Annotated in this window: 22 protein-coding genes and 1 riboswitch; of the genes, 11 read left to right on the forward strand and 11 right to left on the reverse strand. The window is 75.0% G+C overall.

Features of this window, described 5'->3' with window-relative positions; translation table 11 throughout:
* Positions 1–79: 79 nt before the first annotated feature.
* From OG286_RS04095 to OG286_RS04125, 7 genes are all read right to left on the reverse strand, one after another.
* Entirely contained in the window at positions 80–1,588 is a 1,509-nt protein-coding gene (locus OG286_RS04095; protein ID WP_396322293.1) for a hypothetical protein, read from the reverse strand.
* Positions 1,589–1,890: 302 nt separating this feature from the next.
* Complete coding sequence (locus tag OG286_RS04100) at positions 1,891–3,063, reverse strand: magnesium and cobalt transport protein CorA (protein ID WP_396322292.1); 1,173 nt, start codon at positions 3,061–3,063, stop codon at positions 1,891–1,893.
* 349 nt (positions 3,064–3,412) lie between these two features.
* A riboswitch (M-box (ykoK) riboswitch) is annotated at positions 3,413–3,586 on the reverse strand.
* Positions 3,587–3,724: 138 nt separating this feature from the next.
* Positions 3,725–4,687 (reverse strand): RimK family alpha-L-glutamate ligase, encoded by a 963-nt coding sequence (locus OG286_RS04105; protein ID WP_405363089.1) that lies wholly within the window; start codon positions 4,685–4,687, stop codon positions 3,725–3,727.
* A gap of 232 nt (positions 4,688–4,919) precedes the next feature.
* Complete coding sequence (locus OG286_RS04110) at positions 4,920–5,204, reverse strand: SHOCT domain-containing protein (protein WP_396322290.1); 285 nt, start codon at positions 5,202–5,204, stop codon at positions 4,920–4,922.
* Positions 5,205–5,266: 62 nt separating this feature from the next.
* Entirely contained in the window at positions 5,267–5,728 is a 462-nt protein-coding gene (locus OG286_RS04115; RefSeq protein WP_396322289.1) for a DUF6325 family protein, read from the reverse strand.
* 282 nt (positions 5,729–6,010) lie between these two features.
* Complete coding sequence (locus OG286_RS04120) at positions 6,011–6,769, reverse strand: class I SAM-dependent methyltransferase (RefSeq protein WP_405364738.1); 759 nt, start codon at positions 6,767–6,769, stop codon at positions 6,011–6,013.
* 214 nt (positions 6,770–6,983) lie between these two features.
* Positions 6,984–7,628 carry a lysophospholipid acyltransferase family protein gene (locus OG286_RS04125; protein WP_396322287.1) on the reverse strand — a complete coding sequence of 215 codons (645 nt, stop codon included), beginning with the start codon at positions 7,626–7,628 and terminating at the stop codon, positions 6,984–6,986.
* A 159-nt stretch (positions 7,629–7,787) separates the two neighbouring features.
* On the opposite strand from OG286_RS04125, the gene OG286_RS04130 reads away from it, so the two are divergent.
* The 10 genes from OG286_RS04130 to OG286_RS04175 all read left to right on the forward strand — a co-directional run bounded on the left by OG286_RS04130 (position 7,788) and on the right by OG286_RS04175 (position 18,385).
* Positions 7,788–9,269: a bifunctional phosphatase PAP2/diacylglycerol kinase family protein gene (locus tag OG286_RS04130; RefSeq protein WP_396322286.1), complete on the forward strand. Its 1,482-nt coding sequence runs from the start codon at positions 7,788–7,790 to the stop codon at positions 9,267–9,269.
* Between the two features lie 239 nt (positions 9,270–9,508).
* A complete protein-coding gene (locus tag OG286_RS04135; RefSeq protein ID WP_396322285.1) occupies positions 9,509–9,718 on the forward strand; it encodes a hypothetical protein in 210 nt (69 codons plus the stop codon).
* Positions 9,719–9,945: 227 nt separating this feature from the next.
* A complete protein-coding gene (locus OG286_RS04140; RefSeq protein WP_396322284.1) occupies positions 9,946–10,899 on the forward strand; it encodes an STM4015 family protein in 954 nt (317 codons plus the stop codon).
* 16 nt (positions 10,900–10,915) lie between these two features.
* On the forward strand, positions 10,916–12,079 hold the full coding sequence (locus tag OG286_RS04145; protein WP_396322283.1) for an STM4014 family protein: 1,164 nt from the start codon (positions 10,916–10,918) through the stop codon (positions 12,077–12,079).
* Between the two features lie 44 nt (positions 12,080–12,123).
* On the forward strand, positions 12,124–13,035 hold the full coding sequence (locus OG286_RS04150; protein ID WP_396322282.1) for an STM4013/SEN3800 family hydrolase: 912 nt from the start codon (positions 12,124–12,126) through the stop codon (positions 13,033–13,035).
* Complete coding sequence (locus OG286_RS04155) at positions 13,032–14,366, forward strand: STM4012 family radical SAM protein (protein WP_396322281.1); 1,335 nt, start codon at positions 13,032–13,034, stop codon at positions 14,364–14,366. Before OG286_RS04150 ends, OG286_RS04155 begins: the two co-directional genes overlap by 4 nt.
* Positions 14,363–15,370 carry an STM4011 family radical SAM protein gene (locus tag OG286_RS04160; RefSeq protein ID WP_396322280.1) on the forward strand — a complete coding sequence of 336 codons (1,008 nt, stop codon included), beginning with the start codon at positions 14,363–14,365 and terminating at the stop codon, positions 15,368–15,370. Before OG286_RS04155 ends, OG286_RS04160 begins: the two co-directional genes overlap by 4 nt.
* Before the next feature lie 160 nt (positions 15,371–15,530).
* Positions 15,531–15,917 (forward strand): VOC family protein, encoded by a 387-nt coding sequence (locus tag OG286_RS04165; protein ID WP_396322279.1) that lies wholly within the window; start codon positions 15,531–15,533, stop codon positions 15,915–15,917.
* Positions 15,918–16,183: 266 nt separating this feature from the next.
* Positions 16,184–17,224: a hypothetical protein gene (locus tag OG286_RS04170; protein WP_396322278.1), complete on the forward strand. Its 1,041-nt coding sequence runs from the start codon at positions 16,184–16,186 to the stop codon at positions 17,222–17,224.
* Positions 17,225–17,803: 579 nt separating this feature from the next.
* Entirely contained in the window at positions 17,804–18,385 is a 582-nt protein-coding gene (locus OG286_RS04175) for a DinB family protein (RefSeq protein WP_405363083.1), read from the forward strand.
* 95 nt (positions 18,386–18,480) lie between these two features.
* Here the strand turns inward: OG286_RS04175 and OG286_RS04180 are convergent, their stop codons facing one another.
* Complete coding sequence (locus OG286_RS04180) at positions 18,481–19,332, reverse strand: class I SAM-dependent methyltransferase (protein ID WP_396322276.1); 852 nt, start codon at positions 19,330–19,332, stop codon at positions 18,481–18,483.
* Positions 19,333–19,406: 74 nt separating this feature from the next.
* On the opposite strand from OG286_RS04180, the gene OG286_RS04185 reads away from it, so the two are divergent.
* Positions 19,407–19,838 carry a helix-turn-helix domain-containing protein gene (locus OG286_RS04185; RefSeq protein WP_396322275.1) on the forward strand — a complete coding sequence of 144 codons (432 nt, stop codon included), beginning with the start codon at positions 19,407–19,409 and terminating at the stop codon, positions 19,836–19,838.
* Between the two features lie 54 nt (positions 19,839–19,892).
* Here the strand turns inward: OG286_RS04185 and OG286_RS04190 are convergent, their stop codons facing one another.
* From OG286_RS04190 to OG286_RS04200, 3 genes are all read right to left on the reverse strand, one after another.
* Positions 19,893–20,528: a 2'-5' RNA ligase family protein gene (locus OG286_RS04190; protein WP_396322274.1), complete on the reverse strand. Its 636-nt coding sequence runs from the start codon at positions 20,526–20,528 to the stop codon at positions 19,893–19,895.
* An 80-nt stretch (positions 20,529–20,608) separates the two neighbouring features.
* Positions 20,609–20,797, reverse strand: a complete 189-nt coding sequence (locus tag OG286_RS04195) for a hypothetical protein (RefSeq protein ID WP_396322273.1) — start codon at positions 20,795–20,797, stop codon at positions 20,609–20,611.
* Positions 20,798–21,263: 466 nt separating this feature from the next.
* Positions 21,264–22,442 (reverse strand): DUF6571 family protein, encoded by a 1,179-nt coding sequence (locus tag OG286_RS04200; RefSeq protein ID WP_396322272.1) that lies wholly within the window; start codon positions 22,440–22,442, stop codon positions 21,264–21,266.
* Positions 22,443–22,648: the final 206 nt, after the last annotated feature.

Genomic DNA, 22,648 nt, shown 5'->3' on the forward strand with positions numbered 1-22,648 from the left:
GCGCGGGAGGTCGCGGCAAAACGCGCCCTCGTCCTTCGGCTCGAGGTGTCCGGCTCCCCTCCGACCACCCGTCGGCTCCCTACCGGTACTCCCGGAGCCGCGGCCGGACGCCCAACGCCGTGAGGGCGAGCGACGCCGCCAGCGTCAGCGCACCGAGGGCGGCCGTGGTGGTGTCGAGGTCCGAGCCGGTCTTCGCGACCGCCTCGTCCATCGCCCGCGCGTTGACGTCGAGGGTGTCCCCGATCGCGCGGGCCAGCCGCTCGAAGTCGTAGTTGGACTGCCCGGGCGCCAGGCCGGTGTTGAGCGTGACCGCCTCCTTCAGCCGCCCGGCGTCGCGCAGTTCGCGGATCCGCCGGTCGTCCAGCTGGTACGCCTGGAACGCCGCGAGCACGCGCTCTGCGGCCTCCTGCTCGCCGGGGAAGGTGATGTTGCGCAGCTCGGTGCCGAGGAAGCCGCCGAACGGGACGGCCGCGTGGTCGGCGCGGTGGCGGCCCGCGACGGTGGCCAGCCCGGCGTTGTAGTCCGCGAGCGTGGCACCGTCGACCCGCGCGACGGCCTGGGTCTTGTCCAGGAAGCTCTGCTGGTACGCGGCGGCGCGGGCCGGGTCGGTGAGGTAGCGGCTCTCGTCGGCGTTCAGGTCGTACGCGACCGCGCGGGCCCGGCTGAGCGCGATCACGGAGTCGTAGGCATTGCTCTTGGCGACCACCAGATGCTCGTCGGCCCGGGTCACCAGGTGGAGCCCGACCGTCAGGGCGACGACGGTCAACAGGGTGACGGCGGCGAGCGGCGGGTTGACCAGGCGGCGGTAGCGCACCGTCAGCAGCCGCTGGAGCCCGGCGAGGGCGGCCAGCGCGAGCAGGCCGGTGCCGAGGATCCACCACCGGCCGGTGGCGAGGCCGGCGCGGCCCCCGCCGTAGACGCGGTCCACGGTGGCGCCGCTCGCCGCGCCCACCTCGTCGGCGGCGGGCAGCAGCCGCTGCCGCAACAGGTCGGTGGCCTGGCGGTAGGCGTCCAGCGCGGCCGGGGAAGGCTGCCCGGCCGGGGCGCCGGCCTGCTCCTCCAGCAGTTCGGCGCGGGCCACCAGCGCTTCATATCCGCCGAGTTGGCCGAGTACGGTGTGCACCGCGCGCTGTCCGGCCGGGTCGCCGGCGGCGGCCTCGGCGGCCTGTTGGAGGTCCGCGTCGGCCTGGGTTCGGCGCTGCTCGTAGGTGTCGAGCGTCTGACGGCGCAGCGGCGCGAAGTCCGGGTCGGCGCCGAGCAGCAGGAGGTTGGCGGCCTGGGCGTCCATGTCGCTGAGCGCGAAGTAGAGGTCTGCGGCGCGGGCCGCCTGCGGGGCGTCGCGGTGGCCGATGGCGTCGGTGTCGGCGCGGGCACCGGTCAGCACGGCGGCGGCCGCGGCGCCTGTGCCGAGCAGGGCGGCCAGGCAGAGCGCGGTGAGGGCGCGGACCAGGCGCGGGGTGGTCCAGGGCAGCGGCCGGCCGGCCCGCCGCCGCAGGGTGCGCGCGATGGTCGCGGTCCGCGGCCGCGGGGCGGTCGGTCCGGGCCCCGCCTCCCCCGGTGAGCCCGTCCTGCCCGGGCCGGCGGCCACCGTGCCCGCACCCGCTGCACCTGAACCCGATGTACCCGAACCCGCCGTGGCCATGGCCGCGCGTCCCCCTCCCCCGTAGAGCGGACCCGCCCGTACTCCCCACGAAGCAGAAGCGGAACCGTTTCCTCACCGCCGACGCTATGCCGCGGTGATCGGGGGACGGGCCGTCCCTGACGCCTCCTTGACGCCGTATGCCACCCCTCTTGACGCCTTCTTGACGCGGGCCGGACCCTGGACGCGCTCCGGCCGGTGACGACGTGCCGCAGCCCGAGGGGCGCCCGGTCCGCCGGGTGCCCCGCCGCCTACAGCCAGTCCCGCTTCTTGAAGATCACGTACAGGCTCGTGCAGACCGCCGCCATCAGCAGGATGGCGAACGGGTAGCCGGCTGCCCAGTGCAGCTCCGGCATGTTGTCGAAGTTCATGCCGTAGATCGTCCCCACCAGCGTGGGTGCGAACAGGATGGCGGCCCACGAGGAGATCTTCTTGATCTCGTCGTTCTGCACGTGCCCGGCCTCGGCGAGCTGCTTCATCTCCTCGTTCTGCCGCTGCGAGACCAGGGTCGCGTTGACGGTGAGGATGTTCTGCAGCATCTGCCGGAAGCCGTCCACCCGCTCGGCGGCGTACGTGGCGTGGTCGGCCACGTCGCGCAGGTAGCGCTGGAGCTCGTCGTCGGTGCCGTACTTGCCGAAGCCGGCTTCCAGGCTCTTCATGATCTCCAGCAGCGGCCGGGTGGCCCTCTGGAGCTCGATGACCTCGCGGGAGAGCTCGTAGATGCGCCGGGAGACCTGCGGGTCGCCGCCGAAGACCTCGGTCTCGATCTCGTCGATGTCGTGCTGGAGCCCGGCGATCACCGGCGCGTAACCGTCGACCACCGCGTCCAGCACCGCGTAGAGCACGGCCTCGGGGCCGAGCGCGAGCAGCTCCGGGTCGGCCTCCAGCCGGCTGCGGACGGCGGACAGGTCGGGCGCCTGCGAGTGGCGCACGGTGAGGACGAAGTCGGGGCCGACGAAGAGGTGGATCTCGCCGAAGTCGACCTCCTCCACGTCGTCCAGGTACCGGGCGGCGCGCAGCACGACGAAGAGGGTGTCGCCGTAGCGCTCCAGCTTGGGCCGCTGGTGGGCGACGATGGCGTCCTCGACGGCCAGTTCGTGCAGGCCGAACCGCTCGGCGGCCTCCAGCAGCTGGGCCTCGGCGGGCCGGTACAGCCCGATCCAGGCCATCGTGCCGGGCTTGCCGGGCAGCTGGCGGTAGACGTCGGCCAGGCCGGCCGGCTCGCCGGCCCGGCGGCCCTCGCGGTAGACCGCGGCGTCCACGACGGAACGCTCCAGCGTCACCGGCTCGGCGGGCTGCTCGTGCCGCGGGTCCATCGACTGCTCGGGCGCCGGCTGGCCGTCACCGCTGCCGGCGGTGGCGGTGACGGGACGGGAGAACGGACGCTTGCTCGCGCGCACGGCGCGCACACGCCAGTCGGACATGGCGGGTACCTCCACGGTTCGGTGTCCGCCGCTCCGGGGACCGCGGTCGCCGGGCGGGGCAGGAAGGGGAGACGCCCGGCCGCCCTCCACCACGCACGGCGCCCGGCCGCGCGGCGGTGCCCGTCGGTGTCAGCGGGCGGCGCGGCGGCAGGGGGTGGGAGCGGTACGGGAGGAGGGTTGCCGGGTGCCAGGAGATGAGGGGGACATCCTGGGACGGGGCCGACTTCGGCCCGGACTACTGGACTCCACAGCTCTCACCTCCTCGCCGTCGGGCGCCCGCACACCGGGTCGCCGTTACCGGGCCATCAGGAGGATCCACCCCGCGCGGGCACGCAGGCCCGCAGGACGGGGGGCACCCCTGATCTCGTCAGAGCTTTGGCACGCCACGGCGTAGCACCCGGAGGTGCAGCCACTTGGGGTCACCCCTTAGGCCGGGGAGACCTGTCCTGAACCTGGGCGTCTCTCGACGTCGTGGGGTCAGTGGCCTGTGTCCATGGCGACGCCTCACCGAACGAGGTGCCTTCACAACCTCACCGAGTCTAGTACCCTCCCGGGCCTCCCTCCGACCATCCCCCCTCCGGCCGGCGGCCGGGCGGGCCTGGCACGACTGCTTGCGGCCGGGGGAGGGCCGGCCGCGGCACGACGCCTCGCGGCCGGCCTGCTACCGCGGCGCGAGGTGGGCGGCGGCGTACGGGACGGCGACGGTCTCCAGTCCGCCGACGGTGCCGAAGACCGGGTGGACGTTGACCTCGAAGACCACCCCGCCGTTCTCCGCCGCGAGGTCCACCCCGGCCAGCGGAAGGCCCAGCGACTTGGTCGCGGAAACCGCCAACTCGGCCAGTCCGGCGGGCAGCTCGGACTCCTTCAGCAAGGTGGAGACGGCGCCCTGGCACTCGTTGCAGGGCGCGTCCGGGTCCGGCTGCACATGCTCCACCGCGCGGACGACCCGCCCGCCGAGCACCACCACCCGGTACTGGTGGCGCCGGCCCTCCGCGGTGAAGTTCCCGGCGTCGCGGGCGAGCAGCCAGTCGGCGCCCGCCGCGGCGTAGTGACGCGCGGCGGTGGCGAGTTGGGCGCGGGTGGTGACGTGGAAGACGTCGTTGCCGCCCATGCCGACGGTCGGGCGGGCCCAGACGTCGCCGCCGAGCCGCTCGAACGCCTCGGCGGCGGCCTCGGGGCTCGGCCGGGAGAGCGCGATGGTGGGCATCTGCGGGATGCCGTCGCGGGCGAACCGCTCGACCGTGCGGTTCTTCTCGGTGGCCGCCCGCCAGGCGTCGGTGTCCGTGCCGAGCGATCGGGCGCCGCACTGAAGCAACTGACGCTGGCACGACTCGAATTCGCGGCGCCGGTGCGGCGGGATCTCGTAGACGAGCACCGCCTCCGCCGTCACCGCGATGCCCTCCGCGGGCACCTCCAGACGGACCGCGCCGGCCTGTCCGGCAGCGTCCGCCCCGCCGTCCGTGCCGTCCGCCCCGGCGCCGCCCCGCCCCGCCCGGGTGATGCGGCCGGTACCGCCGGTCATGAAGTGCCGCGCGTCGAGCTCGACGGGCGCTCGGCCGGTGAGCAGCCGTACCGCGGCGGACAGGGTCTCCCGGCTACCCTCGGTCGAGCTGTGATCGGTCATCAGAACGAGCTCGCGTGGACCCATGCCGTCATGGAAGCGCCGCCCCGCCCGCCCCGGCAAGACCGCCTATCCCGCCGGTTCACCTCCCGCTGGCCGAAACCACCCTGTCCGGCGCCCGGCCGCACGCGAGTGCCGCGGTCGGCGGGTGCTCCGGATTCCGCGGAGCGGGCCCGCCGGGTGCCGCCGGCCCTGCGTGCTGCGGGGCTCGGGCCGGCGGCTCTGCCCGCCCGTGTCAGCCGCCGAGTATGCGGGCCTTCTGGGCGGCGAACTCGTCCTCCGTGAGGACGCCCTGCTCCTTGAGGGCGGCGAGTTCCTTGAGCTGGCCGATCTTGTCGTCCATGGAGGGGGGCGCCGCAGCCTCCGGGGGCGGCGGCTCGCTGTAGGCCTGCTGCTGGGCCGCAGCCGGTTCCTGCTGGGCCCAGCGGCCGGCCTGGCGGCGGGAGACGCGGTTGGAGACCGCGGTGGCCGTTCCGGCGACGACCGCGGTTCGGGCGACTCCCCGAAGTAGTCCGGGCATGGCTTCCTGCCAGTGGTGAGAAGGGGGACGGTACGAGCATCGGACCTGTCGTTTCGGCCCGGTCAGGTCGTGGAGTCGAGCACCTCCAGCGCCTCGATGACGTCCTGGACCGGAACACGGCCACCCGCGATCATGCGGGCGCCGGCGCGGCGCAGGGCCGCCGCCAGGGGCGCGGCCCACAGGTTCTCGTAGAGGAGGACGGCGGCGGAGTCACCGGGCGCGAGGAGGGACCCGGCCTCGGTGAGGTCGCCCTCGTCGAACAGTCCCGAGGAGGCACCTTCGAAAACGGTGAGATCGAGCTTCCCGTCGCCGGTCACGTCGGCCAGTTCGAGCCCGGTCACCGTGCCGTCGTCCTGCTTGGTGACGAACGTCAGGTCGAGGATACGAATGATGCCGCGATCGACCAGGTCGACCAGGAGCGGCATCCCTTCACCGGTCAACCGGCTGCCGGGGAATTCGATGACCACGTAGTCGATGGGGCCGGGTTCGTCCAGCTCGCCCGATCCGTTGGGTTCGTTGCTCACAACAGCTCCTGGAATCCTGAGCGGTGAGGCCGGGTGGCCTGGTCCGGGGGCGCGAGCGGCCTCGCCGAAGGGCGGCACGCGGTGGCGGGCGGCCGGCGCATCCGCGGGCCCTCGGTCACCCGCCCTTGATCCGCACGCCACTGCCCGGGCCGGCGGCCTCGACCGGTTCGGGCCGGGGGCCGGGAACCACACGGACCCACCCGTCAGGCCGGCCCCTCCCACCAGGCTAGCCCGCCGACCCGAACCCGGCCCGCCCGGGCGCCGGGCAGCGGGGGTGCCGGCTCAGACCGGCTTACGGGCCTCGATCAGGAAGCGGGCGGAGTACGCGACGAACGGCCCCTCCGCCCGGATCAGCGCGTCGAGTTCGCGCAGCCGGTCACGGTAGGCGTCGACGGTGAAGCCGGGAACCATCCAGATCACCTTCCGCAGGAAGTAGACCACCGCCCCGATGTCGTGGAACTCGATGCGCAGCCGCTCCGACCGCAGGTCCACCACCTCCAGCCCGGCCGCCCGCGCGTCGGCGCTCTCGCCGTCGGGGTGCCGGCCCAGGCGCGCCTCGGGCTGCGGCCCGAGGAAGTACTCGACCAGCTCGAACACCGACGCCGGCCCGACGTGTTGTGCGAAGTAGGTGCCGCCGGGCTGCAGCACACGGGCGATCTCCGCCCACCAGACCGTCGCGGGGTGTCGGCTGGTCACCAGGTCGAACGCCGCGTCGGCGAAGGGCAGCGGCGGCTCGTCCGGGTCCGCGACCACGATCGCGCCCCGCGGGTGCAGCAGGTTCGTCGCCCTGGCGATGTTCGGCGGCCACGACTCGGTGGCGACCATGGCCGGCGGGAAGTTCCCGGCCGCGGCCAGCACCTCACCGCCGCCGGTCTGGATGTCCAGCGCCGCCGAGGCCGCCTCCAGCCGCTCCCCCAGCAGCCGCTGGTACCCCCAGGACGGCCGCTGCTCGGTGGCCCTCCCGTCCAGCCAGGAGAAGTCCCAGCCGTCCACGGACACGGCCTCGGCCTCGGCAATCAGCTCTTCGAACGTACGCGACACACCCACATCATCCCGGCACCCGGAGGCCCCGGCCAACCGGTTTTTTTCGCCCCGGCCGGGGCCGGCCGGGCGGCGGCCCGGCAGCGGTGTACGGGGCGCGGCCGCGGGGTCCGCAGTGTCCGCGATACGGCGATACGGCGATGCAGCAGTGCGGCTCCGCGGCGACGCGACAGCGTGGCCGCCCGAGTGCCCGCACCGCCTCCCGCCCGCCCCCTCAGCGCCCCGCGGCCCCCGCCGCCACGCGCCAGGCCGCCGTCACCGCATCGTGCGCCGCCCTCGTCGCGGCGACCGGGTCGCCACCGAGCCGCAGCGGCGCGCCGAGGTGGACGTGCAGGGACGGCCGGCGGGCGGGGGCGGTGGCGAGGCCGGCCAGCTGCTTCAGCGGGCCGCCGGACGCGACCCGGCGGGCGCCGGCCTGGCCGAGGGGGACGACGGGCGCGCCGGTGGCCGCCGCGAGGCGGGCGACGCCGCTGCGGAAGGGGCCGGGCGGGCGCTCGCCGGAGTCGCGGCGCCGCGGCAGCCCGCCCTCGCCGTAGATCAGCACCACGCGCCCGGCGGCGAGCGCGTCGGCGGCCGCGTCGAGCGCCTCGGCCGCGTGCTCGGTGCCGCGGTGGACGGGAATGTGGCCGTCCCGCCGCAGCAGCCGGCCGAGCATCGGCACCCGCCAGAGACCGGCCGCCGCGAGCACCACCGGCCGCGCGTCGAGGCGGTGCAGGGCGGCGAGCACGATCGCCGGGTCGGTGAGCGCGGTGTGGTTCGCCGCGACGATGCTCCCCGGCCGGAGGTCGGCCCCCGGGTCGACGGTGACCCGCAGGGTGCCGACGGCGGGGACGAGGAGGGATGCGGTGCGGCTGAGCATGGCGGCGACGTGATCCTCCGATGGGCGGGCGAGCTGCCGACCAGTCTCCGCCGCACCACCGCGCCGCACCTGAGTACCCGTACTCAACCGGGTACTCGTCCCGTGCCCTGGAGGGCGCCGCACCTGCCGACGCGCGCCGGTCGGCCCTAGGCTCGCCGTATGAGTCGACTCGATGCGGTGGACCGGGCCCTGTTCGACCGGGTGGCGCTCGCGCGGCTGCGCGGTACCCAGCCGTGGCTGCGCGGGCTGAGCCATGCCGCCGACCACGGGGTGCTCTGGCTGGGCACGGCGGCGGTGCTCGGCGCGGTCGGCGGGCGGGAGGGACGGCGGGCGGCCCTGCGCGGGATCGGCTCGCTGGCGCTGGCCTCCACGGCGGCCAACATCGCCGCCAAGCAACTGACCCGGCGGCCCCGCCCGGTGCTCGACCAGGTGCCTGCCGTCCGGCGGCTGCTGCGGCAGCCGGTGACGACCTCCTTCCCGTCCGGGCACTCGGCCTCGGCGGCGGCCTTCGTGACCGGCGTCGCGATCGAGGCGCCGCTGCTGGGCGCCGCGCTGGCACCGGTGGCGGCCGCCGTCGGGGCGTCCAGGGTCTACACCGGGGCGCACTACCCGGGTGACGTGCTGGCCGGGCTCGGGCTCGGTGCGGCCCTGGCGGCGGTGACCCTGCGCTGGTGGCCCCGGTCGAACGACCGTCCGCCGCCCGCCGGCCCGCCACGCCGCTCGGCCCCGGCCCTGCCCGAGGGAGCGGGCCTGTCGGTGGTGGTGAACAGCGGCTCCGGCGGCGGAGCGCTGCTGCCGGCCGACCCGGACGAGACGGCGGCCGAGCTGCGCGCCCTGCTCCCGCAGGCCGACGTACGGCTCTACGGCCCGGACGACGACCTGCCCGCGCTGCTCGCCGAGGCCGCCGACCGGGCAGCCGCGGCCGGCGGCGCGCTCGGGGTCTGCGGCGGCGACGGCAGCGTCAACCTCGCCGCGTCGCTGGCCGCGGAACGCAACCTGCCGCTGGCCGTCTTCCCCGGCGGCACGCTCAACCACTTCGCGCTGGACCTCGGGATCGACACGCCCGAGGCGACGGCGGAGGCGGTGGCGACCGGTTCGGCGTGCGGGGTCGATCTCGGGCTGGCCGTGGACGACACCGGTCGGCGGGTCTTCCTGAACACCTTCAGCCTCGGCGTCTACCCCGAACTCGTCCGGCTGCGCGAGTCGTTGGAGGACCGCCTCGGCAAGTGGCCGGCCCTGGCGGTGGCCGTCGCCCGAGCCCTGGCCGTCGCCGAACCGGTCACCGTCGAGGCCGGCGGCCGCACCCGCCGCGTCTGGCTGCTGTTCGCGGGCAACGGCGCGTACGACCCGCCCGGGTTCGCCCCCACCCGCCGGACCGGCCTGGCCGACGGCCTGCTCGACATCCGGGTGGTCGACGGCGGCAGCCCGTTCGCCCGCACCAGGCTCACCGCCGCCTTCCTCTCCGGCACCCTCTCCCGTTCCCGCGTCTACCACGCCGCCCGGCTGACCGCGCTCGACCTCGACTCGATCGGCACCGCGGACCGGATCGCCGTCGACGGCGAAAGCGTCCCGGCGGCCGGCGCACTCCGGCTCGCCAAAACACCCAACGGCCTGACGGTGTACCGGCCTTCGGGCCTGTAGAGCATGCTTCCGGGCGTCGCCCGGGCCGCTCCGCGGCGGTGGTGATGCCGCCGGGCGGCCGGGGCGGCGGGGCCGACGCCGATCCGCCCCCGCCCCACCGGCGTCACCACCCTCCTCGCCGTGGCGGCGGCCGGTCCCCGGACGACACGCGAGACACCCCGCCCGAGTGACATTCCCCCCGGGTTCGCGACACGAGTCCCCAGTGTGCGGGGCAAGTTGGCCCACGAAGGGATTACGCCATGTACCGCACCGTCCGCGCCCTCGCCGTCCTCCTCACCGCCGTCGGCGCCGCTGCGGCCGTCCCGGCCCAGGCCTTCGCCGACGGCCCGACCGTGACCACCACGACCATCACCGTCATCGGCACCGCCAACCAGCTCGCCGGCGCCGACATCTCCAACACCGGCGGCGACCACGTGGCCGGCTCCTTCAACGGCAACGGGGCCTCCTGACGACGCGTTGCACCCACCCACCGCCCGCACCCCCTCCGGCGCGGGCGGTGTCGCACGTGCGGAACACGCCGCTGCGCCGGAGCACCGCCGGGTGGTGGATCACCGGCCGCCTCGCGACCGCCTTGCCGACCCGCCCGGGAGCGCGCCCGGTATGTGCCCCGGCCGCCGGATTGTCGGACCCGACTGGTAGACAGTTGACCGGTCCCGACCCCCCGGAGGAGCAGCGCATGACCGTCGGCAAGCACATCGAACAGTTCCACGGCCTCCCCGTCCTCGACTTCGTCCCGGCCGTCGAGCAGGGTGCCGCGCTGCCCGATGCGGCGGCGGTCGCCTGGAAGATCGGCATCGAGTACGACTCGCCGAAGAGCTTCGTCGAGCAGTGGCAGCACTTCCTCGGCACCGTCGACACCGAGCGGGTCACCGCAGTCGTCGTCGGCGAGTGGTCGCACGAGGGGCCGGAGAGCTTCGCCGAGCCGCTGACGGCCATCCTCGCCGCGGCCGGCCGCCTGCCGGCGCTGCGCGCCCTCTTCCTCGGGGACCTCACGTACGAGGAGTGCGAGATCTCCTGGATCGACATGGTCGACGTCACCCCGGTGCTGACGACGTTCCCGCTGCTGGAGGAGCTGGTGGTGCGCGGCGCCGCGGGGGACATGGTGGAGGGTGACGGCCTCTCCCTGAAGCCGGTGCGGCACGAGCGCCTGCGGGCGCTGCGGTTCGAGTCGGGCGGCCTGCCGGCCGCGGTGCTGCGGGCGGTCGCGGACAGCGAGCTCCCGGCGCTGGAGCGGCTGGAGTTCTGGCTGGGCGTGGAGAACTACGGCGGCGACTCCACCCTGGAGGACTTGGCGCCGTTCCTCGACGGCTCCCGGTTCCCCGCGCTGCGCCACCTCGGCCTGCAGGACAGCGAGAGGCAGGACGACATCGCCGCCGCCGTCGCCCACGCCCCGGTGGTGGCCCGGCTGGAGTCGCTCAGCCTCTCCATGGGCGTGCTCACCGACCAGGGCGCCACCGCCCTCCTGGAGGGGCAGCCGCTCACCCATCTGAAGGCCCTCGACCTGCACCACCACTACCTCACGGAGGCCATGCAGCAGCGGCTGCGCCAGGCGCTGCCCGGGGTCGCGACCGACCTCTCCGAGGCCGGCAAGCCGGACGACCAGTGGCGGTACGTCGCCGTCGCCGAGTAACCGCGCGGAGGTCCTGATGTCCGTACCGCACATGACCACACAGCCGACACGTCCGCTCCTGACGGTGCTCGGCAACCCCGGGCACCGGCGGGTCACGCTGTTCGCCGCCGCGGCCCGGGCGGCGGGGCTGCCCGAGCCCGCCGTCCTGCCCTGGATCGACGTGCTGCGCGGCGCGTACCACCTGCCCGAGGGGAGCGTGGTGCGGATCGAGTCGCCCGGCGAGGACGCGGCCGTGGACGAGCTGCTGCGCGGCCCCGCGCTCGGCCCCTCCTACGCGCCGACCAGGGTGGAGGGCGGAGCGGCCTGGTACGCGGGGGTGATGGCCGCCCTGCGCGGGCTGGCCCGGCTGCCGGGGGTGCGGCTGCTCGGCGATCCGGAGGAGATCGCCGTGATGTTCGACAAACGCCGGGCGCACGCCCTGCTGGCGGCCGCCGGGGTGCCGGTGCCCCGGGCGCTCGGCGGCGCGGCCGTCGACGGCTGGGACGACCTCCGGGAGCGGCTGCGCGCCGCCGGGCTGCGCCGGGTGTTCGTCAAACCCGCGCACGGCTCCTCGGCCTCCGGCGTGGTGGCGCTGGAGTTCGGCCCGCGCGGGCAGGTCCTGGCCACCACTTCGGCCGAGCCGGCGGGCGGGCAGCTGCACAACTCGCTGCGGGTCCGGCGCCACCGGAGCGAGCGGCAGGTGGCCGAGCTGGTCGACCGGCTCGCACCGGACGGCCTGCACGTCGAGCAGTGGATTCCGAAGGCCTCGCAGTCCGGCCGCTCGGCGGACCTCCGCGTGGTGGTGGTCGCCGGGCGGGCCACCCACGCGGTGGTGCGCACCGGCTCCCAGCCGATGACCAACCTCCACCTCGGCGGCGCCCGCGGCAGCCTCGCGTCGGCCCGGGAGGCCGCCGGGGCCGCCTGGCCGGCGCTGTTGGAGACGGCGGAGCGGGCAGCGGCCTGCTTCCCGGACTCCCTGATGGTCGGCGTCGACGTGCTGCCCACCGCCGGCTGGCGCCGCGCGCTGGTCGGCGAGGTGAACGCCTTCGGCGACCTCCTGCCCAACCTGACCGGCCTGCCCGGCGGCCCCGCCGAGGGCCTCGACACGTACGGCGCCCAGCTCGCCGCCTTCCTCCGCCGCCACCACCTCGACGGCCCTCCGGCGCCGGCGAACAACGCACCCAGGGAACCGATCCGATGAGCCACCAGAACCCCGGGCCCACGCCTCCGGCACCGTCACCCGACATGAACGCCGTCGTGGGCAGCCACGACCTGCTCCTCGTCACGCTCGACACGCTGCGGTTCGATGTCGCCGAGGAGCTGGCGGCGGCCGGGCGGATCCCGAACCTCGCCGCCTTCCTCCCGGGCGGCCGGTGGGAGCGCCGGCACTCCCCCGGCAGCTTCACCTACGCCGCGCACCAGGCGATCCTGGCCGGGTTCCTGCCGACCCCGGCCTCCCCGGACGGGCCGCACCCGCGCCTGTTCGCCGCCCGGTTCGCCGGCTCGGAGACCACCGCGCCGCGGACCTGGGTCTTCGACGCGCCCGACCTGCCCGGCGCGCTCGCCACGGCCGGGTACCGGACGGTCTGCATCGGCGGCGTCGGCTTCTTCAACAAGCAGGGGCCGCTCGGTTCGGTGCTGCCCGGGCTCTTCCAGGAGAGCCACTGGGCGCCCGAGATGGGCGTCCCCTCCCCCGTCTCCTTCGAGGCTCAGGTGGCCCGGGCCGAGCAGGTCGCCGCCGCACAGCCGGACGGGCAACCGCTCTTCCTCTTCGTCAACGTCTCGGCGCTGCACCAGCCCAACTGGTTCCACCTGCCCGGCGCCACGCGCGAGCACGGGGACTCTCGGGGGAGCCACGCAGCCGCCCTGGTGTACGTGGACGCGCACATCGGCCGGCTCTTCGCGGCGATGAGCGCCCGCCGGCCGTGCTTCGCGATCGTCTGCTCCGACCACGGCACGGCGTACGGCGAGGACGGCTACACGGGCCACCGGATCGGCCACGAGGTGGTCTGGACGGTCCCGTACGCGCACTTCACCATCCCCGCCGGCACCGGCCCGGCCCCCGTACGCGCCGTTCCCGTCGGCACCGGCCCCTCCGGCACCGCCGGCGGTGCCGAGCCGCCCCGCCCGACGGCCACCGCCGAGGAGACCTCATGACCACGGTGCCCGCCCGACCCGCCGAGTCCCCCTACCGCTCGTACGTCTACGCCTACCCGCACAAGACCGCGTACCGCCCACTGCCGGAGCGCCCGGCGCTGCGCGAGCTGTGGGCCGGCGAGCCACAGCACGCGCTCTCGCTCTACCTCCACATCCCGTTCTGCGAGGTCCGCTGCGGTTTCTGCAACCTGTTCACCCGGATCGGCAGCCCTGACGGCCTGACCACCGCCTACCTGGACGCGCTCGACCGCCAGGCCGCCGCAGTCCGCCGATCGCTGGACGGCGGCGCCCGGTTCGCGCTGGCCGCGTTCGGCGGCGGCACGCCCACGTACCTGACCGCCGCCGAGCTGGAGCGGCTCTGCGACATCACCGAGCGGCGGATGGGCGCCGACCTTCAGGCGGTCCCGCTCTCCGTGGAGGCCTCGCCGGCCACCGCCACCACCGACCGGCTGGAGGTGCTGGCCGCCCGGGGCACCACCCGGCTGAGCCTGGGCGTGCAGTCCTTCGACGACCGGGAGGCCCGTTCGGCCGTCCGCCCCCAGAAGCGCGCCGAGGTCGAGGCCGCCCTCGGCCGGATCCGCGCCGCCGGCTTCCCCGTGCTCAACATCGACCTGATCTACGGCATCGACGGCCAGACCGAGGCCGGCTGGCTGCGCTCACTGGACGCCGCCCTGGCCTGGCAGCCCGAGGAGCTGTACCTCTACCCGCTGTACGTCCGGCCGCTGACCGGGCTGGCCAGGCGCGGCGAGCAGGAGAGCCCGGCCGACTGGGACGCCCGGCGGCTCGCCCTCTACCGGGCGGGCCGCGACCACCTGCTCGCGAACGGCTACCAGCAGGTGTCGATGCGGATGTTCCGGCGCGCCGCCTCCCCGCAGGCCGGCAGCGGCGAGTACGCGTGCCAGACCGACGGCATGGTCGGCCTCGGCTGCGGCGCCCGCTCGTACACCTCGCGGCTGCACTACTCCTTCGACTACGCGGTCAACGCCACCGAGGTGCGCGGCATCATCGACGACTACGTGGCCACCGGGGACTTCCACCGCGCCGAGGTGGGCCGGTACACGACGCCCGAGGAGGCGCGGCGGCGCCACCTCGTCCAGTCGCTGCTCCAGGCCGAGGGAATGCCGCTGGCGGAGTACCGGGACCGGTTCGGCTCCACACCCGCCGAGGACTTCCCCGCCGAACTGGCCGAGTTCGAGGCACGGGGCTGGCTGGCCGCCGACCCGCTGCGGCTGGTGCTCTCCCCCGAGGGCCTGGCGCACTCGGACCTCGCCGGTCCGATGCTGTTCTCACCCGAGGTGCACCGCCTGATGGCCGAATACGAGGTGAAATGACCTTCCTCGGCATGCCCGCGACCGGCCCGGAGGGGGACGACGCCGTCACCGCGGCCCCAGGCGCGCGGCCGGCCCCGGCCATACGCCCGGCCCCGGCCGTTCCCCCGGTCCCGGACGGCGGGCTCGACCTGACCCTGCTCTACCGGGGCCCGCTCGCCTCCTGCGACTACGACTGCCCCTACTGCCCGTTCGCCAAGCGGCGCGACACACCCGGGCAGCTGCGGGCCGACCGCGCCGCGCTGGACCGGTTCACCGGCTGGGCCGCCGGTCGAGCCGGCACCGGCGACACGCTGTCACTGCTGTTCACGCCCTGGGGCGAGGGGCTGGTGCGGTCCTGGTACCGGCGGGCGCTGGTCGAACTGAGCCGGATGCCGCACGTACGGCGGGTCGCGATCCAGACCAACCTCAGCTGCCGCACCGACTGGCTCGCCGAGGCCGACCTCGCCACCCTGGCGCTCTGGGTCACCTACCACCCCGGGCAGGTCGGCCACGACCGCTTCCTCGCCAAGTGCCGCGAGCTCGACCGGCTCGGCGTGCGCTACAGCGTCGGCGTGGTCGGCCGGCCCGAGCACCTCGCCGAGGCCCGCCGGCTGCGCGCCGCGCTCTCCCCCGCCGTCTACCTCTGGATCAACGCCGAGGAGGGGCGCACCTACACCGACGCCGAGGCCGCCGACTGGCACGCGCTCGACCCGCACTTCGGCTACAGCCGGCACGCACACCCGAGCGCCGGCCGGCCCTGCCGCACCGGCGAGTCGGTGCTCTCGGTCGACGGCGAGGGCACCGCCCGCCGCTGCCACTTCGTCCGTGACGTGCTCGGCAACCTCTACGACGGCTCGTACCGCGCCCGACTCCTGCCCCGGGAGTGCCCGTTGCCGGTCTGCGACTGCCACATCGGCTATGTGCACCTGGAGACGCTGCCGCTCTACGAGGTCTTCGCCGGGGGTGTGCTGGAACGGGTACCGCGGGGCTGGGCCCTCCGCGGGCGGCCCGCACCGCCGGGGTGACTTCCCCCGGCACGTCGCCCCGGCCGGACACCATGGCCGGACACCATGGCCTGACACCCGGGCCGGACACCCGGGCTCCACGGACCGCCCCGCCACGGCTGCCGCACCGGCACCGCGCGCCACCGCGCCGAGGTCCCTAGCCTGGAAGGAGGAGGAGGCGATGGCAATGCTTGGAGACGCACCGCTGGTGGCCATCATCCCGGCCGCCGATATTGCCCGGGCGAGGAGGTTCTACACGGACACTCTCGGCCTGAAGGTCAGCGAGGAGAGCCCGCAGGACCTCACCTTCGAGTGCGGCGGGACGGAGTTCGGCCTCTACGAGACGCCGAGCGCCGGGCAGGCAGCCCACACGCTGGCGAGCTTCAAGGTCTCGGACCTCGACGCCGAGATGGCGACGCTGCGAGGCCGCGGCATCACGTTCGAGGAGTACGACATGCCGGGACTGAAGACCGTCAACGGCGTCGCGGAGGCCGAGGGCATGCGCGCGGCCTGGTTCAAGGACAGCGAAGGGAACATCCTCTGCGTGAACGAGCGGACCGCCACGTAACCCCCGCCCGCCCCACGCGGCACCCGGGCCGCCGGGCCGTCCCGCCACCGCGGGACCGCCCCGGCGGCCTCCTGTTCCCCGCCGCGGCAGCCCTGCCACGGCGGGGAAACCGCGCCGGCCGGCCCGGCACCGGCAGCGTGCCGGCAGCGGCGGCCACTGCGCAGCCCCGTCCGCCACCACGGCCCACCCCGTCGCGCGCAAGCGGCCCGCCCGGCACCGGCCGCGTCCGCTCGCGCAGCGGGCGCCCTGTTGCCCATAGTGGGGGCGTGAGCGACCTCCCCTGCGCCCCCGGGCGGCGGACGGTGCTGGCCGGCGGGCTGGCGGTGCTGCTCGGCGCGGCCGGCTGCGGCACCGGCGGCCACTCCGCAGCCCCGTCGACCGCCCCGGCCGCCCCGTCGGCCCCGTCCGGCACCGCGGCCCCCGATGCCTCTGCATCCCCCGCTGCTTCCACGTCCCCCTCCGCCGCGGCGGCACTGCCCGCCACCACGCCCTGGGAGCCCGGCCCGGGCGAGGTCAGTCCGGAGGTCAAACGCCGTGCCGTCGAGGTCGTCCAGGCGCTCGGCGCGTGGGGCCCCGGCGGCCAGGGCGCCGCGGCGGCGCAGCAGCGGGTGGCGGCGCTCGGGCTGCCGGCGGCCCTCGCGGACCAGGCCGGGGCCCTGCTGCCCGCCGCGCCGCAGGCCGCGCTCCAGGTGGTCGACGCCCAGTACGGCGGCATCCTCACCGATTCGGCGAGCGTGCTGGTGGTCTGCCGGCAGTGGACCCTGGCCGCCGACGGCACGCTCACCCCAGGCGGCACCACGGTGGACGTACGGCTCAGCCGGGCCGAGCCGCTCTGGACGGTCACCGCCCTGCACCCGGCCGAGCCCGGGCAGGCCGCGGCCGTCCTGCCGACGGCCGCCGGGCAGGTACTCGCCGAGCAGCGCATCCAGCTGCCGCCGGCGGCTGTCGCGGACCTGCGCAGCGGCACCGTCCACGACAGCGTGCTGCAGACGATGCTGGCCCTCGCCCGTGACTACACCTTCCAGGTCAGCGTGGTGCGCTCCGGCCACCCGCTGGACGTCTTCGGCACCACCCGCCCCAGCGACCACCCGCAGGGCCGGGCCTTCGACACCTGGCAGATCGACGGCCATCCGGTCGTCGACCCGGCCACCCCGGCCGAACTCGTCGACGGCTTCATGCGTGCAGCGGCCGCCGCGGGTTCCTACAACGTGGGCGGGCCCCGGCAGTTGAGCGGCGGCCGTACCGCCAACCAGTTCTTCTCCGATCCCACCCACCGCGACCACGTCCACGCCGGCTTCCTCACCTGAGGTGCGCCCCGGCCACCCGTCCGGAGCGGGACCGCTCACACACACGGGCTGATGATCGGACGGTAGGAAACACGCCGTCACGTCGGCCTCTCGTGGTGCTCACGGCAGCCCCCTGTTACTGACGATCAGCACCCCGGCGTTCGAAGGCCCGTGGTCGGCGGCCGAGGCCGGTCACCCGACCCCCGGCCCCCGACGCCCCGGACCTCGCCCCAGGGACAGTGATGGATCTCAGCGCGGCCGGAACAACCACGCCGGGCGGACCGACGCGACGGGCCGTCTTGCGAGCGGTGGCGGCGGGAGGGCCGGCGGCGGGGCTCGGCGGCCGGGCGACGACCTCGGCGCGGGCGGCGGCGGCCGCGGCGGTTGGGCGGAGTTCGCAGGGCAGTTCCGGGAGGAGTTCACGGCCATGGGCATGGTCGGTGCGGCCGTGGCCGTGGTCAGCAAGGACGAGGTACGCCGGACGGTCGGGCCGGCGTAGGCAACCGACTCCCGATCACTCGTCAACTAGGACATGATCTGACCCACATGGCCCCTACCGTAGTTCTTGGCCACGGAACAGGACCAACGAAGGCGGAGACCATGACCGACACCACGACCACCCCCGAGTCGACCACCCCCGAGCAGAGCGCCCCCGAGCAGAGCGGCGTCGCGGTCGGCGGGGAGCGCGCCGACCTGCTGGCCGTGCTGGGCCAGCACCGCCGATTCCTGCGCTTCACCACCCGCGACCTCACCGACGAGCAGGCCGGACTCCGCACCACCGCCAGCGAGCTCTGCCTGGGCGGCCTCATCAAGCACGTCACCTCGGTCGAGCGCGGATGGGTGGACTTCATCCTCGAAGGCCCCACGGCCATGGGCGACTTCAGCGCCATGACCGAAGCCGACTTCGCCCGGCGCGCCGACGAGTTCCGGATGCTCCCGGGTGACACCCTCGTCGGCGTACTGGCCGACTACGCCGACACCGCCCGTCGCACCGACGAACTCATCGCCGTCCTCCCCGACCTCGACGCCTCCCACCCGCTGCCCAAGGCCCCCTGGTTCGAACCCGGCGCCCGCTGGTCCGCCCGCCGTGTCCTGCTGCACATCAGCGCCGAAACCGCCCAGCACGCCGGCCACGCCGACATCATCCGCGAGGCCCTGGACGGCGCCAAGACCATGGGCTGACTCCGCCGGCAACCGGCCGCGAGACGTCCCGGTCATGCCCCGTCCCCTGCGCGCTTCGACGCTGGGGACGGGGCGTGACCGGCGCCCGGGGCCGGCTAGGCGCGGGCGCCGACCAGCCAGCAGGCCGCGGTGAAGCGGACCTCCGGGCCGTGCACGAAGGGGTCGAAGGCCGCGCGGACCGTTTCGACGACCTGGGCGCGGGTCCGCTCGTCGACCCCGGGCAGTACCGGACCGAGCGCGCCGAACCGGGTGAAGTACGGGACCAGCTCCCGCTCGGGCAGGGTGCAGACCACGTCGACCGGCCGGAGGTCGATCCCGTCCCAGCCGCTCTCCGCCAGCACACGGCGGATCCGGTCCGGATCCGCGAGGGCGAACTGCCCCGGCGCGTCCGGCCGGCGCGGGGGGAGGTCCGGCAGGAGCGGCGCCGCGGCGCGCTCTGCCGTCGTCATGAACGGGTTCTCCTCGAGGCCACGCCAGCAGAGGAACCGCAGCTCGGCGCCGTCCCGCGCGGCGCGCCGCAGGTTGGCGAAGGCCCGGACGGGGTCGTCGAAGAACATCACGCCGAAACGGGAGACGACCACGTCGAAGGCGGCGGGCTCGAACGCGTACTCCTGCGCGTCGGCGCAGACGAAGCGGGCCTGCGAGCCCTTCCGCTCGGCGCGCGCCCGGGCGGCGGCGACCATGGGCTCGGAGATGTCGACGCCGACACAGCGGCCCTGCGCGCCGGCCGGCCCGGCGATTGCCACCGTCGTGCCGCCGGTGCCGCAGCCGACGTCGAGCACCCGGTCTCCGGCTCCGACGGAGACCGCTTCCAGGAGCAGGTCCTCGAACGGTTTGAGCATCGCGTCCAGCACGGACTGGGCCTCGACCCAGGCGCGGCCGCCGGGGCCGTTCCACCGTGCCGCCTGGTCCTCGGCGGTGGTCTGCGCGTTCTGCGTGTTCTCCATGGCCGTCTCCTGTCGGTTGCCTTCGCGGGCCGGGGATGACACCGTTCCACCTCAAGCCGACTTGAGGTCAACAGATGACAGACCTGGACATCGCCGAGGTGGTGCGACGCACCGGAGTGCCCGTCTCCACCCTGCGCTTCTACGAGGAGAAAGGGCTGATCGCCTCCACCGGCCGGCGCGGCCTGCGCCGCCAGTTCGATCCCGGCGTCATCGAACAGCTGGGACTGATCGCCCTGGCCCGCGCCGCCGGGTTCTCCCTCGACGAGACCGCCGGCATGCTCGCGCCCGACGGACAGCCGCGCTTCGACCGGCTGATGCTCGCCGCCAAGGCGCAGGAGCTGGACGCGACGATCCGCAGACTCAGCGCCCTGCGCGACTCCTTGCAGCACGCCGCCGACTGCCCCGCGCCCAGCCACCGGGAGTGCCCGAAATTCCGCCGCATCCTGCGGGCCGCCTCGGCCGGTTGGCTCCGGGCGGAGGGCAGGAGGGCCCCGCTGCCGCCGTGAGCCGGCCCGTTGCCGTGGGAGAACGGGCAGACCGGCCGGCGTCGCCCGGGCGGCTCAGCCGGCTCCGGGCGGGGAGGGGCCGGGCGGGGAGGGGCCGGGCGCCCAGCGGACCTCGCCGCTGCCCAGGGCGACGGTCGCGCAAGGCAGCATCGGATCGTCGCCGCCGCGGCGGGAGAGCAGCACCACCTCCCGCACCTCCGCGGACGCCGTCCCGAGCCGGGCCGCGCACTCGGCGGCGAGGCCCTGCGGATCCCGGGTCCGGCCCAGGGACAGATGCGGGGTGAACCCCGGGCGCCGGCCGCCGCAGCGCGGGAACCGCGCCAGCAGCAGCCCGTACAGCGCGGTCCACGGTGCCGCACCGGCCGCAGCCGGGTCGAGCCAGACCGTCGCATACGCCCGGTGCCGGAAGCTGCGCACCCCGTGCAGGCGGGCCGTGAAGGGCTGCGTCCGCGCCACCGCGGCGGCTACGGCCGGGACCGCCCGCCGGAACTCGGACTCCGGTACGAACCCGAACAGCAGGTTCACGTGCGGCGGCCACCGGCGGACCTGTGGGTCGTGCTCCCAGCGGATGTCCTGGATCGGCGGCCACAGCTGCTCGGGCGGAAGCCACGCGAGCGCCGTACGGGCCGTCGGCGCGACATCGAGTACCCCGGCCGGCCCGGCTCCGCCGTACTCGGGCTCCCGGTCCATACCCGAAGAGTCCCACCTCTGCGGCCCGCCCCGGTAGCCCGCGCGCCGGTGGTCCCCACGCCGACCCGGGAGACCGGGCGTCAGTCGCTGCCCTGTTCGCACTGCTTGACGGTGTCCGCCCGTTCACGGTCGGTGGTGGTGCGGGCCCGGTCCTGGAGCGCGGGCAGGCCGGTCTTCTCCTTGTCCCGGTGGGTGGCCTCGGCCCAGAGGGCGAGGAGGCCGGCGGCCTGGTCGTGGAGACGGGCGAAGCGGTCGGGAGCGGCGGCCACCTGCTGGAGCCAGCCCGTCCTGCCAGGCGTCCGCGCCGGGCCCGTCGTGGGCCGTGGAGACGTCGTTGATCCCGGTGAGCACGGCATGCGTGTCAAGGGCGTAGTCGGCGAGCGCCTCGGCGAGCGGCCTGCGGACGTCGGGGTGGACGCGGTGGTCCGCCCGGCCTGCGACCGCCAGCAGGACGGTCCGCAGGGCGCGGGCCTGTTCCAGGGTCTTCCAGGGTGTGGCTACCGGGGTCGCCGCCGACGGTGGCCCGGCGCAGGCCCTCGGCGAGTTCGCCGCACGGCAGGTCGGACCGCCAGGAGGCGCCGAGCACGGTGCGGACGCGGTCGTCGCCGCGGAGTCCGGCGCAGTCGCGGTCGGGGACGTCACGCCCGGCGGACCACCACAGACCCGCGCCGACCGCGGCCGCCACCAGGGCGGTGGCGGCGGCCGCGGTGCGGCGGGAGACGGGGGCGGACACCATCAGGCGTTGCCCCGGCCGAGGTAGCGGCTCGCGACGTCGTTGCTGCGGTTGCGGCTGTTGAGCATGTCGTCCTGGAGCGAGTTGATCTCGGGGCTGTCCGGGTTCTGGCCGCGGTCCCGCGCCCAGATGCCGACCAGGTCGGACATCTCGCGGTTGGCGCCCAGGTAGGTGTCCGAGATCTTCGCGTTGGCCTCGGTGTTGTTCTGGTCCTTCTCCTCCAGGCTGACGGCGTACGTCCAGGTGTCCACCATGCGCTGGGCGCCGTCGCCGAGCGGGGCGATCGGGGTGATCGGCGCGCCGATGGTGTGGTAGAGGACCTTGGCCTTCCAGTCGGCCTGGGCGTTCTTGTCGTCGCGCATGTCCATCGCGGCGTCGGCCCGGATGGCGTCGAAGACACCGAGCGCGGCAGCGCCCTTGCCCATCGGGTCCTTCATCTGGGACCCGGTGGGGTTGGGCCCGATGGCCGCCAGCTCCTGGGCGATCTTCCCGGTCTCCGCCTGGTGCAGGGTGCCGTACGCGGCCGGATCCTCGGAGAGACCGCGCATGAACCGGACCGGGCTGTCCTGGCCGACGGCCATCCGGGTCGTGTCGCCGTCCTTCCAGACCGAGTCGTGCCCGGTGTGGCCGTTGTAGGCGTCGTTGCGGCCGTTCAGCAGCTCGTGGGTGTCACCGACGTAGTCGGCGAGGGCGTTGGCGAGCGGCTGGCGCAGGGTGTCCTTGATCCTGTCGCCGCCGTGCCCCTCGTCCATGGTGACGATGGTGTCGTGCATGACGCGGGCCTGCCCCTCGGTGTGCTTGCCGTCGTGGGCGGTACCGGCCCGCTCACCGGTGGAGGCGGCCTCGATCGCGGCGGCCGGGGCGCTCTGGGAGAGCGGGTCCTCCATCTTGATCATGCCGGTGTAGCCGGTGAGGTAGCCCTCGGGCCAGTCCCGTTCCTTCAACAGGTAGTGCAGCCGCTTGTTGGAGGCGTCCGCGCCCGGGTCCAGGTAGGAGGTCGCCGCCTCGGGCCGGCGGCCCATCACCCCGAGGACCTCGTCCAGCGGGTCGGCGCCCAGTGAGGTGCCGTCGTGCGATGCGCGGTAGCTCCACAGGCCCGGGTGCTTCTTCTCGCTGTCGACGATGTCGTCGGCGAGGTCGGTGAGGAAGGGCGTGGAGTACTTCGCGTCGCCCTTGGTCATCAGGGTGCTGAGGATCTGGTACCGGTGACGGTTCGTCGGCCCGGTTCACCGAAGAGGGCCCGGGAGTCCCCGCCCCGCCCGTGCCCGCCCCCCGGACGGTCGACCGGTCGTCGGCGCAGCATCCCGTACTATCCACCTGACCTGGGGATTCACGGATTGCACGACCACAACGGGGGGCAGCACATGACCGGCGCGCGGCGATACCG

This window comes from Kitasatospora sp. NBC_00039 (assembly GCF_045160625.1).
Lineage (GTDB): Bacteria > Actinomycetota > Actinomycetes > Streptomycetales > Streptomycetaceae > Kitasatospora.

What these genes read in the sequence shown, in the direction of transcription:
- OG286_RS04165 (WP_396322279.1), top strand. Translation starts at nt 15,531, where the DNA reads ATGGCAATGCTTGGAGACGCACCGCTGGTGGCCATCATCCCGGCCGCC.
- OG286_RS04140 (WP_396322284.1), top strand. Translation starts at nt 9,946, where the DNA reads ATGACCGTCGGCAAGCACATCGAACAGTTCCACGGCCTCCCCGTCCTC.
- OG286_RS04135 (WP_396322285.1), top strand. Translation starts at nt 9,509, where the DNA reads ATGTACCGCACCGTCCGCGCCCTCGCCGTCCTCCTCACCGCCGTCGGC.
- OG286_RS04180 (WP_396322276.1), bottom strand. Translation starts at nt 19,332, where the DNA reads ATGGAGAACACGCAGAACGCGCAGACCACCGCCGAGGACCAGGCGGCA.
- OG286_RS04125 (WP_396322287.1), bottom strand. Translation starts at nt 7,628, where the DNA reads ATGCTCAGCCGCACCGCATCCCTCCTCGTCCCCGCCGTCGGCACCCTG.
- OG286_RS04160 (WP_396322280.1), top strand. Translation starts at nt 14,363, where the DNA reads ATGACCTTCCTCGGCATGCCCGCGACCGGCCCGGAGGGGGACGACGCC.
- OG286_RS04130 (WP_396322286.1), top strand. Translation starts at nt 7,788, where the DNA reads ATGAGTCGACTCGATGCGGTGGACCGGGCCCTGTTCGACCGGGTGGCG.
- OG286_RS04190 (WP_396322274.1), bottom strand. Translation starts at nt 20,528, where the DNA reads ATGGACCGGGAGCCCGAGTACGGCGGAGCCGGGCCGGCCGGGGTACTC.
- OG286_RS04155 (WP_396322281.1), top strand. Translation starts at nt 13,032, where the DNA reads ATGACCACGGTGCCCGCCCGACCCGCCGAGTCCCCCTACCGCTCGTAC.
- OG286_RS04105 (WP_405363089.1), bottom strand. Translation starts at nt 4,687, where the DNA reads ATGACCGATCACAGCTCGACCGAGGGTAGCCGGGAGACCCTGTCCGCC.
- OG286_RS04175 (WP_405363083.1), top strand. Translation starts at nt 17,804, where the DNA reads ATGACCGACACCACGACCACCCCCGAGTCGACCACCCCCGAGCAGAGC.
- OG286_RS04150 (WP_396322282.1), top strand. Translation starts at nt 12,124, where the DNA reads ATGAACGCCGTCGTGGGCAGCCACGACCTGCTCCTCGTCACGCTCGAC.
- OG286_RS04100 (WP_396322292.1), bottom strand. Translation starts at nt 3,063, where the DNA reads ATGTCCGACTGGCGTGTGCGCGCCGTGCGCGCGAGCAAGCGTCCGTTC.
- OG286_RS04110 (WP_396322290.1), bottom strand. Translation starts at nt 5,204, where the DNA reads ATGCCCGGACTACTTCGGGGAGTCGCCCGAACCGCGGTCGTCGCCGGA.
- OG286_RS04200 (WP_396322272.1), bottom strand. Translation starts at nt 22,442, where the DNA reads ATGACCAAGGGCGACGCGAAGTACTCCACGCCCTTCCTCACCGACCTC.
- OG286_RS04145 (WP_396322283.1), top strand. Translation starts at nt 10,916, where the DNA reads ATGTCCGTACCGCACATGACCACACAGCCGACACGTCCGCTCCTGACG.
- OG286_RS04185 (WP_396322275.1), top strand. Translation starts at nt 19,407, where the DNA reads ATGACAGACCTGGACATCGCCGAGGTGGTGCGACGCACCGGAGTGCCC.